Here is a 16,621-nt window from a genome sequence, read left to right on the forward strand (position 1 = left end):
CTTTTTTATTATCTAAAATATATTTTTTGCTACTTAAACATACTTTGCTCGAACTGTATTTTCTTCTTCTTGATCACCAATTGAAACCGCAGATAAAGTAAAAGCGAAGAGGTTAACAAGCCTAAAGTAAGTCCGTACCAGATCCCCTTGATACCCCAGTTAAATACCACTCCCATGAGGTAGCCGCTTGGTAGTCCAATAATCCAGTAAGCAATAAATGTGATAATGGTTGGAATATTGACATCCCCCATACCACGTAATACCCCCAGACCGACAACTTGCGTACCATCAAACAATTGGAAAAGGCCCGCAATAATCAACAGCTGAGAAGCAATAATCACCACGGCATGATCTGAAGTAAAAATATAGGGCAAATAATTGTTCAGTAAGGCGAACAAAGATGCTGTAATCACCATAAAGATCAACACCAATTGATACGAAGTAAGTGCAAATCTTTCGAGACGAAAAAGGTTTCTATTACCATAACTATTCCCCACCTTGATTGTTGCAGCGGCAGCAATACCACTCGCCATCATATAGGTCATGGCAGCCAACTGAATGGCCACTTGATGGGAGGCTTGCGCTGTAGCACTTATTGTCCCCGCCAATAGCGATGCTCCGGCAAAGGCGCCAATTTCAAAGACATATTGCATAGCAACAGGCGCCCCGATACGTACTATTTTAAGCAATCGTTGCCGATCTACCAATGTCACCTTAAAGTATTGAATATAACCCCTAAATTTCTTTGATCGCAATACATAAGTCATCATCACGGACATCATTAGCACGCGGTCGATCAGTGTACTATACCCAACCCCTTTAACCCCCATGGGACTGATGCCAAACATTCCTTTAACAAAGATTATAGCTAATATAATGTTCAGCACGTTTCCCCAAATAGTCACGTTCATGGCTTGCTTGGTAAAGCCCAAGCCTTCTGCAAATTGTTTGAAAGTACTAAATACCATCAACGGAAGCATGGATAAGCTTAGAATAAACAAATAAGGCTTCGCTTCTTTCACCACAGCCGGATCTTGGTTGAGGTGATCAATAGCCAACATCGAACCAAAGTAAACTAAAGCAAACAACAAGAGCCCTGCGATAATATTTAACCAGAAGCTATTGGACAGCAATATGGCACATTCTTTCTTATTATCACGTCCATTCTCCTGCGCAATCAACGGCGTGATGCCATAAGCAACTCCCAACCCGATGACCATGACAACCATAAAAACTGCATGTACCAACGAAACTGCTGCCAATGGAATGGTTCCTGCAAAATGTCCAACAATTACACTATCTGCGGTATGCACCAGTGTATGTCCCAATTGTGAGATCACCACCGGCCCCGCCAATACCATCGTACTTTTGTAATACGGTTTAAATGTTTTAAAATTTCCCAACATAATCGATTTCCCTAAAAAAATAGGCACAAAAATACGAAGATATTGCTACCCTATCGTCATATTAAAAAATATTTAGCAAAAATATAACAATTTACACCCATCAAATAACCGCACTTTGTTAAGTAATTTTTATGTTTCAAATACCTTAAAATTATCTTAAATTTACTTTTGGGTCTAAGAACTATAGAAATATAAATGTACCTTAGCATCTAGTTAGTAATCAAAAGAAGAGGAAAAAGAGTATGTACAATCCAGTAATAGCATTTCTAAACATCGGAACACAAGAGATGATCTTAATTGTGTTTGCAATCTTGTTACTTTTTGGAGGCAAAAAACTTCCTGAATTGGCGAGAGGTTTAGGAAGAGGAATACGTGAATTTAAAGATGCATCAGAAGGTATCAAGCGTGAAATTTCAGATCAAATCAATAATTTCGAGAAAGACATAGACGTTAAAACAGAAGTCAAAGAAGAAACTGTCCCTAATGATGTACGTGTAGCTGAAGAGAAAGCTCAAGCAGCACACGAAGAAGAGGTGAAACCACAGGAAACCACAGAAGGATCAGAAACAGAACAACCAAAGAAAAAATATGAGTTTACAACACCAGCCGGTGTTGTCGAACATAATCCACATAAACAACCGGATTACGGCGAAGAGCCATCCCACATCACGTACGGGTATAACGATCATTTTGCTGAAACTAAAAACAACGAGGTAGAAGATAAAAAAGTTCCTGAGCAGGACAATACCAATAAACCTGCTTAATTTTACTACTTTAGTTTATAATTAGATATACTTAGAGCTGTTGAATGGTGATTCAACAGCTCTACTTTTTAAGATTAAACCGACAATGAGCTTATCAACACACGAAATTACTATTGCTAACGAGCTTTCTATTAGCGAAAAACAGGTTCGCACGACTATAGCACTATTAGACGAAGGTGCTACGGTTCCCTTTATCTCGCGCTACCGTAAGGAAATGACCGGTAGTTTGGACGAAGTTCAAATCACCGCTATCAGAGATCGTTTCCAGCAGCTCCGCGACTTAGATAAACGTAAAGAAGCTGTTCTGAAATCCATAACCGATCAAGGAAAACTAACGCCAGAACTTGAGCAACAGGTATTGGCTGCCGAAACCATGGCCAGTCTTGAAGATATCTACCTGCCTTTCAAACCTAAGCGTAAAACTCGCGCCAGTGTGGCACGTGAAAAAGGCCTGCAACCTTTAGCGGATCTTATTTTAGCGCAAGAAACGGACGATTTCCTCGCCCTTGCGGATAGTTTGGTCGATGAAGAAAAAGGCGTAAAAAATACGGAGGAAGCATTGGCAGGTGCCCGCGATATTATTGCAGAAATCATTGCGGAAGATGCCACAGTAAGGGCCAAGTCGAGAGCGATATTTCTGGAAAAAGGCTTATTTGTATCGAGGGTAGTTCCTGGAAAGGAAGAAGCTGCCCTAAAATATAAAGACTATTACGAGTGGTCTGAATCATTGAAAGATGCACCCTCACACCGCGTCTTGGCAATGCGCCGCGGTGAAAAAGAAGAGTTGCTCTATTTAGATATCGATATCAATGAAGAAGAAATTGTACCCCGTATCGAAGCAATCTATGTGAAAGGAGCCAATGCTGCTGCTGCTCAGGTGAAACTTGCCTTGATAGACAGTTATAAACGCTTGCTAAAGCCTTCGATGGAGACGGAAATCCGTGTATTGACAAGGCAAAAGGCCGATGAAGAGGCCATCAAAGTTTTTGCCGACAATGTTCGTCAATTACTTCTAGCCGCTCCACTAGGGCAGAAAAGACTGCTTGCCATCGACCCGGGATTCCGGACAGGCTGTAAAACAGTGGTGCTGGATGAACAAGGACAACTCAAAGAAAATACAGCCATCTTTCCGCATACAGGTGCCAATGGACTGGCAGAAGCAAAAAAAACAATTCAATATTTAGTCTCGAAATACGATATCCAAGCCATCGCAATCGGTAATGGAACCGCCGGCCGCGAAACAGAAGAATTTGTACGGAAACTCGGATTAAATAACGTTATCATCGTTATGGTCAATGAAAGCGGCGCCTCCATTTATTCGGCTTCAGAAACGGCACGTGAAGAATTTCCAGATCAAGATGTTACGGTACGCGGTGCCGTATCTATTGGCAGACGGTTGATGGATCCACTTGCTGAACTTGTTAAGATCGATCCAAAATCGATCGGTGTCGGACAATATCAACATGATGTAGATCAGAATAAACTTCAAACATCACTGGACGATACGGTTATCAGCTGTGTAAATGCAGTGGGTGTTGAACTGAATACAGCATCCAAACAAATTTTATCCTATGTTTCAGGTCTGGGTCCATCGTTGGCCCAACAGATCATCAAATACAGAAATGAGAATGGCCCTTTTGCTTCAAGACGTGAGCTGAAGAAAGTCCCCCGCCTTGGCGATAAAGCTTTTGAACAAGCAGCTGGATTTCTTCGTATTCGCCATGCGGTAAATCCTTTGGATTCCTCGGCGGTACACCCCGAGCGTTATGCATTAGTAGAACAAATGGCCAAAGACTTGGGAAAAAAAGTGGAGGACCTATTGACAGATGCTGACCTGAGAAAATCCATTCCTTTGAAAAACTACATTTCGGATGAAGTAGGACTACCGACACTAAACGATATTCTAAATGAATTAGCGAAACCCGGATTAGATCCCAGGGAAAAATTCGAAGCATTCTCATTCACGGATGGGGTCAACAGCATCGGGGATTTACGTGTCGGTATGAAGTTACCAGGTATCGTCACCAACATCACGAATTTTGGTGCTTTTGTTGATATCGGTGTTCACCAAGACGGTCTGGTACATTTAAGTCAATTATCCAATCGCTATGTCTCAGATCCACAAGAGGTCGTGAAAGTACAGCAGCATGTTATGGTGACAGTGACAGAAGTGGATGAAAAACGTAATCGCATTGCATTATCCATGAAGACAGATGAAAAGCCTGCGTTACCAAAAAACAGGAAAAATGACAACAAAAAACAGGTCGAACCACAAACGGATATGGCCAGTAAGCTAGCTGCACTGGCTAGTAAGTTCAAATAGATACATTTTTCTTCAAACCAAAAAAGCTGACCGTGCGCCAGACCACCTCCAATAAGTTTGTAACTTCTTGAGGCAGCGCGCTAGCCGGTCAGCTTTTTTTGATGCAATGAAATCCTACGCTCATCATTCGTGGCGACATTTTTATTTTGTATCTTTAACGGAAACAAGTTTAAACCCGTTATGAAAAATTGTACCCTACTATTCTTCCTGTTTTTTGGAATCTATTTTTCTAAAACCCAGGCACAGCAGCAACTTCACGACGGGGCCTACCTGTATCAGGATGGCATCAATAAACATTTAATGCTCGTTAAAGACCATTATATTTCATTTATAAGTTACGATGACGTCAGAAAACGTTTTCAGCATACCTGGGGCGGCGCACTTGATAAGCAGCATAATCTGATCACTATCGCTATCGAGTATAACTCACAGGATTCGGCAGCCATTGGCAAAGAAACCCAATTGTCTTACCGGATTGAAGCAGACTCCCTTCGCCTAAAAACAGCCAATAGCTACCATCTCTATATCAAACAGAAAAAAATTCCGCAAGACCTTGATGCGCTTTGGCGAATCACCAGCAGACAACAAGAGGGTAAAATGCATGCTATTCCCAAAGCAGATCGTAAAACAATCAAAATATTGGTTGATGGCTATTTTCAATGGGTAGCGATTAATCCCGCTCAAAAGGGTTTCTATGGTACAGGCGGAGGCGACTATCAGTACAATAATAATCGGTACTCCGAAAAAATACAGTTCTTTTCGAGAGATAATAACAGAGTCGGGCAAGAGCTCGCCTTTGATGGTGAAATCATAAATGGCGCATGGCATCATAAAGGAAAGAGTTCGAAAGGAGACGATATATATGAAATCTGGAGTAAAGAAATAACAGAATAAAATATGACAATAGAAGAATTTCAATCTTTTGAAAGCCCAGTTCAGCACTGGACAGCGGTACAAAAGTCACTTTGGTATGATCGAAAAGGAAATTGGAAAACTGCCCATGACCTCATCGATCAATTGGGTGGAGCCGATGCAGCACATGTTCATGCTTATTTACACCGCAAAGAGGGCGATCAATGGAATGCTGAATACTGGTATCAGCGTGCCAAACAGGATGTATATAAAGGAAACTTGGAAGATGAGTGGAAAGACCTATTCAAACGTTACGTTCAGTACTAAAAATATTTCCATTTTCGGACGGCAACTGTTTTCTTTTATATACACAAAAGGACAATTTGAGTAATAAAGTAGTCACAAATAGTATAGAAAATTAACTCAGGTTCTTTTTAACCTGGTCAATATCTTTAAAAACATAAAAATATTACCAAATAAGATATAATACTAACTATATTAAGGCATATTACGTAACAAAAATAACACAAACAAAAATATTATAAGACTAACAATTAAAAATGGCATAGATATTGAACGTAGTATACTATACTTGAGAAAATATACTTTTCATAAATTTAGGTTAATAATTGGTTAGGTTAAACACTTGAAGTTCCCCGCTTCAAGTGTTTTTTTTTAAACAGAAAGTTAATCCCTGTTGTCTTAAATCTGCTTATCCTGCTCTATTTTTAATAGGATATAATGCTCCGTAAAGAGCAGCATAAAAAATTCAGAACAGACACCTTGTATTACTATGTATTTTGTTCTATATTTACTTACATGAAGAAAGAATTTATTGACAAGTGGGTTTCACAGCTAAAAAAAGGAAGTCTTTCTTTCGTTGTATTAGGCATTCTTGCCTACGATCAAGAATACTATGGCTACGATCTTATCCAGGAGGTCAAGAAGAAAACAGCGATTGATATTGCCGAAGGAACTTTATATCCTTTATTGATCCGTTTAAAAAACGAAGGATTGGTAGAATCGAACTGGGTTCCACAAGCGACAGGAATTCCAAGAAAATATTACAAAATAACAAAGGAAGGTCAAAGTACCTTCGCAGCGATGAGAACGTACTGGACAAGCTTAAACCAACATATAACCACTTTGACCCATGCATTATAACCAGATAGACTTTACAAATAAATCTTCAGCTCAGCTTTATCAAGACTACATGTCAAAAGCGACGGCTCTTGTCAAAAAATTAGCCTTGGAGCAAAGACAGGATATCTTATGTGAAATCAATAGCCACATATTTGAGGCATTGCAACAGCAGCTTCCCCCACAGTTAATCCCTGACGCCATGCCTAGTCAGCTCAAAGAAATCTTAGACAAACTCGGGTTACCGGAGACTTTTATCGAAGAAATGATTTCCTTAACTTCAGTTGCCCCGTCCATCGAACCTTCTCATACATCCGTAGCCTTGTTGCGGGTACCTATGATACTCACACAAGGGATCGTAAATGTGATTTATTATATCATCTATACCCTGATGCTCATCGCCGTATTTCTAGTCGTTGCTAAATTTATTGATCCTCGGGGAGTCGGATTCTTCTATGCGCCCAACAAGTTTTTCATATTCGGCAAACTTATTTTACAGCACGAAGAAGCCCTGCGTTACGAACAATTGGGCAACTATTTCATTCCCGCCTTTCTTTTTATCATCAGTGGACTTTACTATTCCTCCACCTTAATTTTGAAACTCAAAAAATCTATTCACCATAAATTATGAAAAGAACTTCAGTATTACTGTTTCTCTTAGGAACACTATCGAACCCTATTCTTAAAGCTCAGGAATTCAATCCTGTTCGCATGGACAGCCTGATGGCCGTTATGGATAAAAATAATGTCTGGATGGGCAGTATTGCGATCAGCAAAGGCGATCAATTACTCTATCAAAAGGCAATTGGATATGCAGACCTGGCGCAGAAAAAGAAAGCCAACATACATACGCGTTATGGAATAGGTTCAATCTCCAAAACTTTCACCGCAACACTTGTTTTAAAAACGATTGAACTCGGAAAACTCCAGTTAAATCAGACATTAGCAACCTACTTTAAAAGCATTCCCAACGCGGAAAAGATAACCGTCAGTCAATTGTTAAATCATAGCAGCGGGGTTCATAGCGTCACGGACGACAAAGATTATTTAACATGGAACACTAAACCTCAAACAGAGCAGGAACTTGTTGAACGCATTATCAAAGGCGGAGCTGAATTTGCCCCCGGAAGCAAACATGAATACAGTAATTCAAACTACATTCTACTTACTTACATCCTTGAAAAAGTATGGAAAAAAGACTATGCCTCTTTGTTGAATGCGTATATCTGCCGACCATTAAAGTTGGAACATACCACATTCGGCCGGCCGCAAAGCAATAACAGTGATCTGAGCGAATCCTATCGGTACACGAAAGAATGGTCTCTTGAACCACACACAGACAATTCTGTTCCGCTTGGAGCCGGAGCAGTTTGGTCAACTCCGGCAGATCTGGGCAAATTTTTCAATGGTTTATTTAGCCATAAAATAATCAATGCTGCAAGCCTGGAAGAGATGAAAAAAATAGATCAGGGCTATGGACTGGGCTTATTCCAATTGCCATTCTATGAACATATGGGCTTTGGCCACACAGGTGGTATAGACGGATACTCCTCGGTAGCGGGCCATTTTGATGATGGTAATTATAATATCGCTATCATTAGTAATGCCAACAATTATAATAATAATGAAATTCTAAAGTTCAGCCTTGGCGAGCTTTATAAAAAACCTTTTCCACTTCCTGATCTTGCGGAAATACAATTGACAGAGGAAGAAATTTTAAGTCTCGTTGGCGAATATAAAAGCGAGCAACCTCCTATCCAGATAAATATTACCAAAGAAGGCAACAAGGTGCTGGGTCAAGTTGTCGGTCAGCCGGCATTTCAACTGAAACCCAAGGATAGAAACACGCTAATCCAACCGCAATTTGGCGTAAAAATAGTTTTCGAACGTAGCGAAAACAAAATGACACTCTACCAAAATGGACATACGCTTGTTTTAAAGAAATAAGGGAATACTGCGGTTAACTAATGTAAGGATTCACGGCCTTTATTCGGCACCATTTTGCATTTGTCCTGCGGTAGTGATATCGACATCCTCAATGCGGACCGGTGCCTTCGTCATCACGCGCACCTCGAAAAGAGCAGCGGTTGAACTAAACCGCTGCTCTTTCAACTATGGCATTTTACAGTTTTTCCAAATAGAAATCATCACCGTACACGGTACCGCTCAAGGGTTTATAGAAATAGACGGTAGCTGTGGTATTATTGGCTCCAGTTGTAAAAGTAACCGAATTACTGGAATAGCTGGTCGTACCTATAGTCGCATTGACTGCAGTTCCACCGTAATTTTTGACACCGATACTGACCGACTGGCCAGCTGCAGACACTTTGGCGTAGCCACCAAAACGATAGGTCGTATTCGGCGTTAAACCAGTCAGGTATTGTTCAATGGATGTCTCTCCGCCTGTTTCGCGGATGCATTTGGTTCCTGTCCGGGCATCGGTAGAAACAACCGATGCTCCACCGCCCCATGTTGTCCATGGATAGATGACACCGCTTTCGAAATCGCCATTGCTAAATAAAGGCAGTTTATACACACGTACATAATCCACCTGCATACTAAAGGGTAAGTCAGCATTTGTGATCGCCCCTGGCCATCCCGCTCCACCGGCCTGATTTAGAATCAGATAAAAAGGAACATCAAATGGCCATTGCTGCGTCCCTCCACCGGAAACTCTTGCGTAGGTATACTGCAATACATTGTTGACGTAGAATCGAATGTCGTTTGGACTCCAGATCATCGTATATATATTGTAATCTGTGGTATTATAGGTAGCAGATTTCGATGCTGTGCTCCCACCATTTGCATTGGTAACTGAGCTATTATGGATCGTATGGTACATTACGCTTTCGTTGTTAACATGCTCCATAATATCAATTTCACCACAGGCTGGCCAGCCACCATACGCTGTAGCCGGTTCGGGCATCATCCAAATAGCGGGCCATGAACCTCTTCCTTGCGTAAATTTAGCCCTCACTTCAACTTTTCCATAAGTCATACTAAATTTCCCCATCGACTTAACTCCTCCCGCATGATAGGCAACAGGATCTCCGGCTACAACAGCATTATCCATACGCAATACGAGATTGCTCCCATCTTGGGATGCATAAGCCGGCAAAGAGGTCATATACTTATTCCATGCGACAGTGCCCCTGTCAGCATAAGACCATTTTGTGGAATCAAAGCTCCCGTTGCTATTAAACTCATCCGACCAGACCAATTCGTAATCAGTTGTCGCTACGGTAGTCGCATTTAATAGCTTAGTCGAGGCCTTCGCCTTACTTACTTCCGGAATCGGAGTTTTTGTTGCTGTCGAGTCTTTTTTGCAGGCAAAAATAGACAGGCTGGTTGCGATTAGGCTCAGCACCAGCCAAAATTTGGTTTTTCTCATTTAGTTTTTGATTATTGGTTTTATTAAGTTTATATCGTTATTTAACAGCCTGTGGAGCAAGCTGCCATATAATCGAAGATTCATTTTTATCTTTCATTCCTTCCTGTTTAACTAAAAGGAAGAAATGAAAGAAATTAGGTATTATATCGATAATACGCTGTGCCCGATTATTGAGTATCTATGGGCAAAAAGACAATTTTGCTGTAATTCTCTTTTTCAAATAGAACGCCCAATTTGTTTTTGCTTAAAAGGACCAGGTCGGAGTAAGCAGCATAATCACCCTTTATACCTTCGGGTGCTTTAGCAACTACCTGATTAAAATACCATGTTTTGCCCTGATCTTTGCTCAATCTAACGGTTAGATTGTCTCTTCTATTGGTTGATGCAGCATTACACACAGCCAATACATATTTTCCTTTCTTTTGCCAGGAAAGCACTGAACCCTGGTTGACCGGATCGGATAAGTTTTTATCATAATAGGTTGTATCCCAAGTAACTCCACCATCATTTGAATAAGACACAATTCTCGATTTGACATTACCTTGCTGATTACGGGAATTCATATACAGCCCTGTATGCGATATCTGCGCGGCCATTGTTTCATTTGATCCTTCAAATTTCACACTTTCCCCTATCTTGAATGTCTTTCCATGATCGTCCGAGTAGTATGAATGTGCAAAATAATCTTTGCCATTTTCTTTCGGATTTCCTTCAGAATGGTTAGCAGGAATATAAATACGTCCTTTAAACTTACCAGAATCAAATTGTAAAGCATGTCCGGGCGTATTTGCGTAAGTCCGCCAGTCTTCCTTAAAAATATATTGTGCATTTACGGATGGTTGATTGGGACGATGCGTCTGTAGCGTGATGTTTTCTGGATTAGACCAGGTCTTACCACCGTCGGTCGAACTAATTGACCAACATTCTCGCAAACCATTTCCTTTGCGGACTTCTCCCTCATGATTATTACCCGTATTATAAAAAAGAAACAGGCGTCCTTTCGGATATGCCGGATCCAATAGATCCACTACCGGAGCTGGATTTCCGACCTGCAGATTATCATTGTCAACAGCAACTTGCAATGGCCCCCATGTTTTTCCATTATCCTGACTGGTTTTATAAACAATATCCACATTACCAAAATCGCCAGCATGATCCACCCTACCTTCTGCAAAAGCAATTAACTGTCCGCTTTTATCCTTTACAATAGCAGGTATGCGGTAGCTTTTATAGCCATCTTCTCCTGAAACAAATACATTCACTTCCTGAGCGTGACAAATTCCTGCCAACAGTGCAAATACCAACATTGTCCCTAATTTCTTCATATCTATATAAGTTTTATTGTTACTTCTATTTAAAAAATTCATCTGTGTTAACGCAATGAGATCTGTTATTTATTACTCCCTTTCAATCGGTAGGCAGGTAAACATCCATTTTAGTGGATTTTGCCAATCTTTCCCATTTAATTTTCCCACAGGAAGTTTCACCACAACTGTATTCCAGCCTTTCTCCAACAGAACAATGCTTGGACTTCGGTAGCTGTAACCTTCATCAACCAATGGGAGCTCCAAATTTCCTTTTTGGCCAGCATGTTGCCATTTCGGTGGAAGCACTTCACGCCCGTTCACCCAAATTTTGCTCATTCTATCGTCCCAGGTCCCCAAATTTGGTGAATCACTAGCATATGAACGGGAGAGGTCGTTAAAACCAATCCAAAAACTTTGGTCTCCCCCTTTTTCACTCCATACTTTGCTCACAGCATATACGGTGCTATTTTCGAGTGGATTATCAAGAGCTCCTTTTACCACATCAGCCCACCAATGGCGTAATACGATAGTTCCACCATAAAACTCACCGATCTTCTTTAAAGCGGTAAATTTTCCTGTCGCTTCATTTTTTAAGACCATGCTCAGATCACCTTTATTTTCCACAGGGCCATACAATATCCATTTTTGCCCACTTTGCGCATAATATGGAAAAATAAGATCCTTAAAATACAATCTTTTATGTTGGAGCAAACGCTTTTCAAATTCAGCAAATTGCGTTAATCCCTTTATATCCGTTTTGATATTACTCCGCCATTCAAAATCTCCTCCTCCTCGCCAGCTTCGTTCCGCAAAAGTTAGCAAAGCCGGGTAAACTGCGTTCTGATGGAATACATCGCGCTCATGATGGACTGCACGATCGGGCCAGGAACACAAGGTCGCACCCATTAACTTTTCATTTTCTGAGGACTGTCCTCCCAACTGTCTATAAAACAAGGTAGTCACGGTCTCCAAAGGATCCATATGATTGATATACAAATGCTTTGAGTCAATCACTTCAAAAGGAGAGTCATTGGTAATAGCCTGTGCCCCACCCATCCAAAGCTGACGGATTGTGTGTGGCAGCAAATTCCCTCCAGGCTCCCAACCGATGGTTTTTAGCCCCAAGTCCTCCGTCCATTTTGTCATCATCGGCAAAAATGCTTGATTGTAAATTTTCACCTCATCCCCCCCAATATGCAGGTAAGGTAGTCCGGGATAGGTGATCGCAAATTCCTTCACCAGTTCCTTGATGATCGCTACACCGCTATCGCTCTGCATATCCGTTTTAAAATAACGGCGAAATGCGGCAGAATGCCCCGGCATATCAATTTCGGGTACGAGCTCAATATGGCGATCACGACAATACCGGATCAGCTGCTGCATATCGTCGACTGTATAATACTTTCCCTTCCAACGCTCCATATTTGCCGAGTCGGTCAAACCGGGATATTTTTTACTGATCAGTCGCCACGCAATATCTTCGGTGAAATGAAAGTGAAAAATATTGAGTTTATACCGCGCCATCATATCGATCTGCTCCTTCAGCACCTGTATCGACTGAAAATTTCTTCCCACGTCTACCAAGTAGCCACGCCAGCGAAAAGATGGATAATCTGTAATGTTGCAATACGGCAACTTACCATCGCTCCCCCCCAGTTGACGCAGCGTTTGCAGCGCATAGAAAACCCCTTTCCCCGCCCGGGCTTCAATGTTTACGCCCCTTTTGTCTATGACGATGCGATAGCCTTCTAAAGAAGGCGAGGGAAGTTTTATTTTTTTATTGCAACTAATCGTTATAGCTATATTTTCTTTGCTATCGAAGTCTGTCCGCCTTCCATTCCAATCACTTAGCAATGCTGTCAACGTCTGTCTATCTGTAGTTGACACGTCTCCTTTGGTGCGTACACACACAATATGTTTGACCTGGTAATACCCGGTTTTCCAGGTAACAGACTGCGGCATGGGAAGCAAAGGTCTGATAGTTTCACACATACTATATAGCGGAGAGATCATCATGATAATCATCATCAGCCTTTGGAGGAACTTAGTTGTTGCTACAGTTTGTCGCATCATGTTACCCTTTAATCGTGTTAAATTCCTTTAGTATTTGCATGCAGTACCACTCTTGACGAGGGAGGTGGAAAGGTCCTTTAAATAAATTACCTTTTGCCGTTTGCGCAATCTTTCCATCACGATGCAGATAACCATACCACTCACCATTGATTTTATCATGAAAATGATCATAGGCATACTGATTGATCTGCTGATGCCAACTTTTATATTTCTCATTTCCCGTCATTAGGTAAGCGAGTAATGTTGCTATAATCGTTTCATTCTGTGGCCACCAAAACTTCATATCCTGCCAGTATTCTTGTACCGGCTTTCCATAGACATCTCGAAAATATAGTATACCACCATATTCTGTATCCCAGCCGCGCTCCCACATATAATCGAGCATACGACAACCAAGATCAATCAGATGCGGATCGTTCGCCCGATATTTCGCTTCATGCAAGATAAACCAAGCTCCTTCTATGGCATGTCCGGGATTGAGTGTGCGCCCGTCAATATGATCAACAATTTCACCTTCGGGACCAACTTGTTCCATCACACAACGTATGTCATCTTTTACAAAATCACGTTCAATCTGCGCGATAAAATCACTGATAACGGAATCACACCTTGGATCTCCAATGGTTTCGCGAATTTGCTGTGCTGTATTGATCATAATCATCGGCACACCGATCCCTTTCATTGGTCTGGTCTGTTCGTATTTTGGTTCCACCAATCTTTCTCCCTGTGCATAAGCCAGACAAATTCCAAACAGCTCACGTGCTTCCGCAGCAATACCGTCATCTCCCGTCGCTTTTGCATAGGCAGCAAAAGCGATTGCCGCGAAAGTCTCCGAAAAGAAATAACGACGCATACGAATAGGGTTACCTGTGCGATCTACATGAAAATACATTTTGCCGTTTGCGTCAAAACAATGTTTCTTCAAAAACTCATAGCCTATCCGGGCCCCTTCCAGCCATTCCTCTTTTTGCTCAACTGTATTGTAAAGTGTGGCCAGCAACCAGCATGCCCTTCCCTGTATCCATACGGCCTTATCTGTATCAATCAACGTCCCATCATGATCACGCATAAATAAGTAGCCGCCACATTCATGGTCAATCGATCGTGGAAACCAAAATGGTACCGTGTCTTTTAAAAGCTGATCACGATAAAAAGCTTCCAACTCCTTCAAGTAATCAGTGTCAATTATATTTGCGGTATCTTTTATACTTATCTGTTTCATCTTTTCTAGTTTTTGAATCAATTCATTTCTGTTTAGTTGATCGTTAAATCAAAAGTGGACACTGGCGTTCCAATTTCATTTTGAAGATTTGCCCTGCTAAAAGGTTCATATCCATACAGGATTCTGCTGATTCCGAAACTTGGCTTAACGATTTCAACGACATTGCCCGATAGGATATTTGCGTTTACATCATAAATTTTCCCCTTATTGTCCATTACCTGAAAACCTTTCACAGCCAAATTCCCTTGGGTTACTAATTTTATACAATGGTCAAATGTCAATAACAGCTTATCATCGCGAAGCGCATAGCTGACCGGTTCAGGATGATCTGCATTCAATTCAACGCCATACACATGTTGACGCACTAAATCTGCCAAACGCCGACCTACCACTATCTTCTCACGGGGATGTACATCCAAAGAATCACCCACATCGATCGTTACGGCCATGTGTGTACCAGCAATGGCTTTCTCCAGTAAGCGTTGTGAGTTTCTAAAATCGCCCCATGAAGGTCTATCTATACTGGTAAGCTGAACAAAGAAAAAAGGAAGCTCTTGGTGAAAACTCTTCCGCCAGGAAGAAACCAATGTTTTAAAAAGACGTTCGTGAAGTTCTATATTATGGGCATTGCTTTCGCCTTGATACCATAATATACCTTTCAATCCTGTCCCCAACCATTTACTGACCCCTGCTTCAAAATTGTAAGCAGGTTGATACGGATGGCGTTGATTTTTCACCTTCGAAACAGCCAGATTCTGACCGGCACGTTCACGGCAGAAATCCTGCAGAAAATCTGACTTTTGCCAATTGTGGATATAAGAGGCCAGCAGATCATCGTTTTCCAGTGATTTTCGATCAATCCAAGATTCAGTATTAGAGCCACCTACCGAAAGATCAATAATACCAATGGGAATATGTTGCTCGTTGGCGATCTGCTGGGCAAATGAATAAGCAACAGCTGAGAACTGAGCGGCCTCTTCTCCGGTAGCTTGCCGCCAGGCGCCGCTGAAAAAGGCCAAATCGTTTACTTTCCTTAAGGTAGCGGTATCCCATGCAACAGCATTGGTTTCCACGAGGTTGCGGCATTTAAAAAGGCGCATGTTCTTTATGTGCAGTGCATTGTTAATCAGCTCTTCGCCCTTTGCAGCTCCACGAAGTTGAAACGCCATATTTGATTGCCCCGAAGCAAGGTATACATCGCCAAAAAGAATATTTTTCAATACTATTTTCTCCCTGCCCGAACGCACGGCTATTTCATAGGGCCCTCCGGCTTCCATTTTAGGCAATTTAATTTCCCAGAAACCATCGGAATTGACTCGGGTCCTATAATTTTTCTTGTTAAAGACAACAGTGATCTCATCGGCGGCTGTCCCTTTACCATAGATGCTATTTTCCCAATTACGCTGGAGCACCATATCTGAACCGATTGTTTCGGCCACTTGTAGTTTTTGGCTAAGGGGTACCAGTGCATTAGCCACCTGTCTCGCGATGAATTTTGCTCCTTGTTTATTCGGGTGCAAGTAATCGTCGAAAAGATCAATTCGAGCATGAAGTGGACTATTGAGATCAATCAAACCAACCTGATTACTTTCAGCAATACGCGGAATCAGTTGCTGGATCTGATCGTACCAGTCACGGGTGCCGGACAGGAAGCGGGCATGACCACTAAAAATAGGAGTCAATCGACAGATGTAAATTTTTACTTTGGGATTAACGGATCGTATGGAGTCAATCAAGGTTGCGTAATCTGCTGCGAAAGAATTCTTATAATTCGGCCAATTTCGTGGATCAGTATCATTGAGTCCCAGGTGTATAATGGCAATATCCGGCTTGAAGGCCAATGCATTTCTGTATTCTTCTGTTTTATCATAAGGTCTATGCCCCTTACGTAAAAGCGTGGCCCCTGAATGGCCAAAATTCCTTACTTCAAACCGCTGACCCAGCAACGCTTGAAGCTGGCTCGGATAGGAATCCTGACTTGGGCTGGCAAGGCCATAGCCAAAAGTTACGGAGTTACCGATGCAAGCTACTTTTGTTCGGGGTTGTCCCACGGAAATGGAGATGGAGACAATCAAACCTAAAAGTAGACCTCCTTTTTTTGACATATAGGTATGCAGCGTGCTGATCAAGTATTTCATTTTCA

Annotated in this window: 13 protein-coding genes; 7 read left to right on the forward strand and 6 right to left on the reverse strand. The window is 41.6% G+C overall.

Annotation, left to right across the window (positions count from 1 at the left end):
* Positions 1 to 29 precede the first annotated feature (29 nt).
* On the reverse strand, positions 30 to 1,406 hold the full coding sequence (locus OK025_RS02575) for an MATE family efflux transporter (RefSeq protein ID WP_317668222.1): 1,377 nt from the start codon (positions 1,404 to 1,406) through the stop codon (positions 30 to 32).
* A gap of 242 nt (positions 1,407 to 1,648) precedes the next feature.
* On the opposite strand from OK025_RS02575, the gene OK025_RS02580 reads away from it, so the two are divergent.
* The 7 genes from OK025_RS02580 to OK025_RS02610 all read left to right on the forward strand — a co-directional run bounded on the left by OK025_RS02580 (position 1,649) and on the right by OK025_RS02610 (position 8,432).
* Positions 1,649 to 2,170 (forward strand): twin-arginine translocase TatA/TatE family subunit, encoded by a 522-nt coding sequence (locus OK025_RS02580; protein ID WP_317668223.1) that lies wholly within the window; start codon positions 1,649 to 1,651, stop codon positions 2,168 to 2,170.
* Between the two features lie 85 nt (positions 2,171 to 2,255).
* A complete protein-coding gene (locus OK025_RS02585) occupies positions 2,256 to 4,493 on the forward strand; it encodes a Tex family protein (protein ID WP_317668224.1) in 2,238 nt (745 codons plus the stop codon).
* Positions 4,494 to 4,673: 180 nt separating this feature from the next.
* Entirely contained in the window at positions 4,674 to 5,387 is a 714-nt protein-coding gene (locus tag OK025_RS02590) for a hypothetical protein (protein WP_317668225.1), read from the forward strand.
* Between the two features lie 3 nt (positions 5,388 to 5,390).
* A complete protein-coding gene (locus tag OK025_RS02595) occupies positions 5,391 to 5,672 on the forward strand; it encodes a hypothetical protein (RefSeq protein WP_317668226.1) in 282 nt (93 codons plus the stop codon).
* A 492-nt stretch (positions 5,673 to 6,164) separates the two neighbouring features.
* Positions 6,165 to 6,509, forward strand: coding sequence for a PadR family transcriptional regulator (locus OK025_RS02600; protein ID WP_317668227.1), 345 nt, complete (start codon positions 6,165 to 6,167; stop codon positions 6,507 to 6,509).
* The gene (locus OK025_RS02605; protein ID WP_317668228.1) at positions 6,499 to 7,116 is read left to right on the forward strand and encodes a hypothetical protein; all 618 of its coding nucleotides are present in this window, start codon (positions 6,499 to 6,501) and stop codon (positions 7,114 to 7,116) included. Before OK025_RS02600 ends, OK025_RS02605 begins: the two co-directional genes overlap by 11 nt.
* Positions 7,113 to 8,432, forward strand: coding sequence for a serine hydrolase domain-containing protein (locus OK025_RS02610; RefSeq protein WP_317668229.1), 1,320 nt, complete (start codon positions 7,113 to 7,115; stop codon positions 8,430 to 8,432). Before OK025_RS02605 ends, OK025_RS02610 begins: the two co-directional genes overlap by 4 nt.
* Positions 8,433 to 8,607: 175 nt before the next feature.
* Here OK025_RS02610 and OK025_RS02615 read toward each other — a convergent pair whose 3' ends face one another.
* From OK025_RS02615 to OK025_RS02635, 5 genes are all read right to left on the reverse strand, one after another.
* The gene (locus OK025_RS02615; protein ID WP_317668230.1) at positions 8,608 to 9,876 is read right to left on the reverse strand and encodes a family 16 glycosylhydrolase; all 1,269 of its coding nucleotides are present in this window, start codon (positions 9,874 to 9,876) and stop codon (positions 8,608 to 8,610) included.
* A 167-nt stretch (positions 9,877 to 10,043) separates the two neighbouring features.
* Positions 10,044 to 11,201 carry a sialidase family protein gene (locus OK025_RS02620; protein WP_317668231.1) on the reverse strand — a complete coding sequence of 386 codons (1,158 nt, stop codon included), beginning with the start codon at positions 11,199 to 11,201 and terminating at the stop codon, positions 10,044 to 10,046.
* Between the two features lie 72 nt (positions 11,202 to 11,273).
* Positions 11,274 to 13,256 carry a family 20 glycosylhydrolase gene (locus OK025_RS02625; protein WP_317668232.1) on the reverse strand — a complete coding sequence of 661 codons (1,983 nt, stop codon included), beginning with the start codon at positions 13,254 to 13,256 and terminating at the stop codon, positions 11,274 to 11,276.
* Position 13,257: 1 nt separating this feature from the next.
* On the reverse strand, positions 13,258 to 14,478 hold the full coding sequence (locus OK025_RS02630; RefSeq protein ID WP_317668233.1) for an AGE family epimerase/isomerase: 1,221 nt from the start codon (positions 14,476 to 14,478) through the stop codon (positions 13,258 to 13,260).
* A gap of 32 nt (positions 14,479 to 14,510) precedes the next feature.
* Positions 14,511 to 16,616 (reverse strand): GDSL-type esterase/lipase family protein, encoded by a 2,106-nt coding sequence (locus tag OK025_RS02635; RefSeq protein WP_317668234.1) that lies wholly within the window; start codon positions 16,614 to 16,616, stop codon positions 14,511 to 14,513.
* Positions 16,617 to 16,621 lie beyond the last annotated feature (5 nt).

Origin of the sequence: Sphingobacterium sp. UGAL515B_05 (assembly GCF_033097525.1) — a bacterium.
Classification (GTDB): Bacteria; Bacteroidota; Bacteroidia; order Sphingobacteriales; family Sphingobacteriaceae; genus Sphingobacterium.

What these genes read in the sequence shown, in the direction of transcription:
- OK025_RS02575 (WP_317668222.1), bottom strand. Translation starts at nt 1,406, where the DNA reads ATGTTGGGAAATTTTAAAACATTTAAACCGTATTACAAAAGTACGATG.
- OK025_RS02580 (WP_317668223.1), top strand. Translation starts at nt 1,649, where the DNA reads ATGTACAATCCAGTAATAGCATTTCTAAACATCGGAACACAAGAGATG.
- OK025_RS02585 (WP_317668224.1), top strand. Translation starts at nt 2,256, where the DNA reads ATGAGCTTATCAACACACGAAATTACTATTGCTAACGAGCTTTCTATT.
- OK025_RS02590 (WP_317668225.1), top strand. Translation starts at nt 4,674, where the DNA reads ATGAAAAATTGTACCCTACTATTCTTCCTGTTTTTTGGAATCTATTTT.
- OK025_RS02595 (WP_317668226.1), top strand. Translation starts at nt 5,391, where the DNA reads ATGACAATAGAAGAATTTCAATCTTTTGAAAGCCCAGTTCAGCACTGG.
- OK025_RS02600 (WP_317668227.1), top strand. Translation starts at nt 6,165, where the DNA reads ATGAAGAAAGAATTTATTGACAAGTGGGTTTCACAGCTAAAAAAAGGA.
- OK025_RS02605 (WP_317668228.1), top strand. Translation starts at nt 6,499, where the DNA reads ATGCATTATAACCAGATAGACTTTACAAATAAATCTTCAGCTCAGCTT.
- OK025_RS02610 (WP_317668229.1), top strand. Translation starts at nt 7,113, where the DNA reads ATGAAAAGAACTTCAGTATTACTGTTTCTCTTAGGAACACTATCGAAC.
- OK025_RS02615 (WP_317668230.1), bottom strand. Translation starts at nt 9,876, where the DNA reads ATGAGAAAAACCAAATTTTGGCTGGTGCTGAGCCTAATCGCAACCAGC.
- OK025_RS02620 (WP_317668231.1), bottom strand. Translation starts at nt 11,201, where the DNA reads ATGAAGAAATTAGGGACAATGTTGGTATTTGCACTGTTGGCAGGAATT.
- OK025_RS02625 (WP_317668232.1), bottom strand. Translation starts at nt 13,256, where the DNA reads ATGATGCGACAAACTGTAGCAACAACTAAGTTCCTCCAAAGGCTGATG.
- OK025_RS02630 (WP_317668233.1), bottom strand. Translation starts at nt 14,478, where the DNA reads ATGAAACAGATAAGTATAAAAGATACCGCAAATATAATTGACACTGAT.
- OK025_RS02635 (WP_317668234.1), bottom strand. Translation starts at nt 16,616, where the DNA reads ATGAAATACTTGATCAGCACGCTGCATACCTATATGTCAAAAAAAGGA.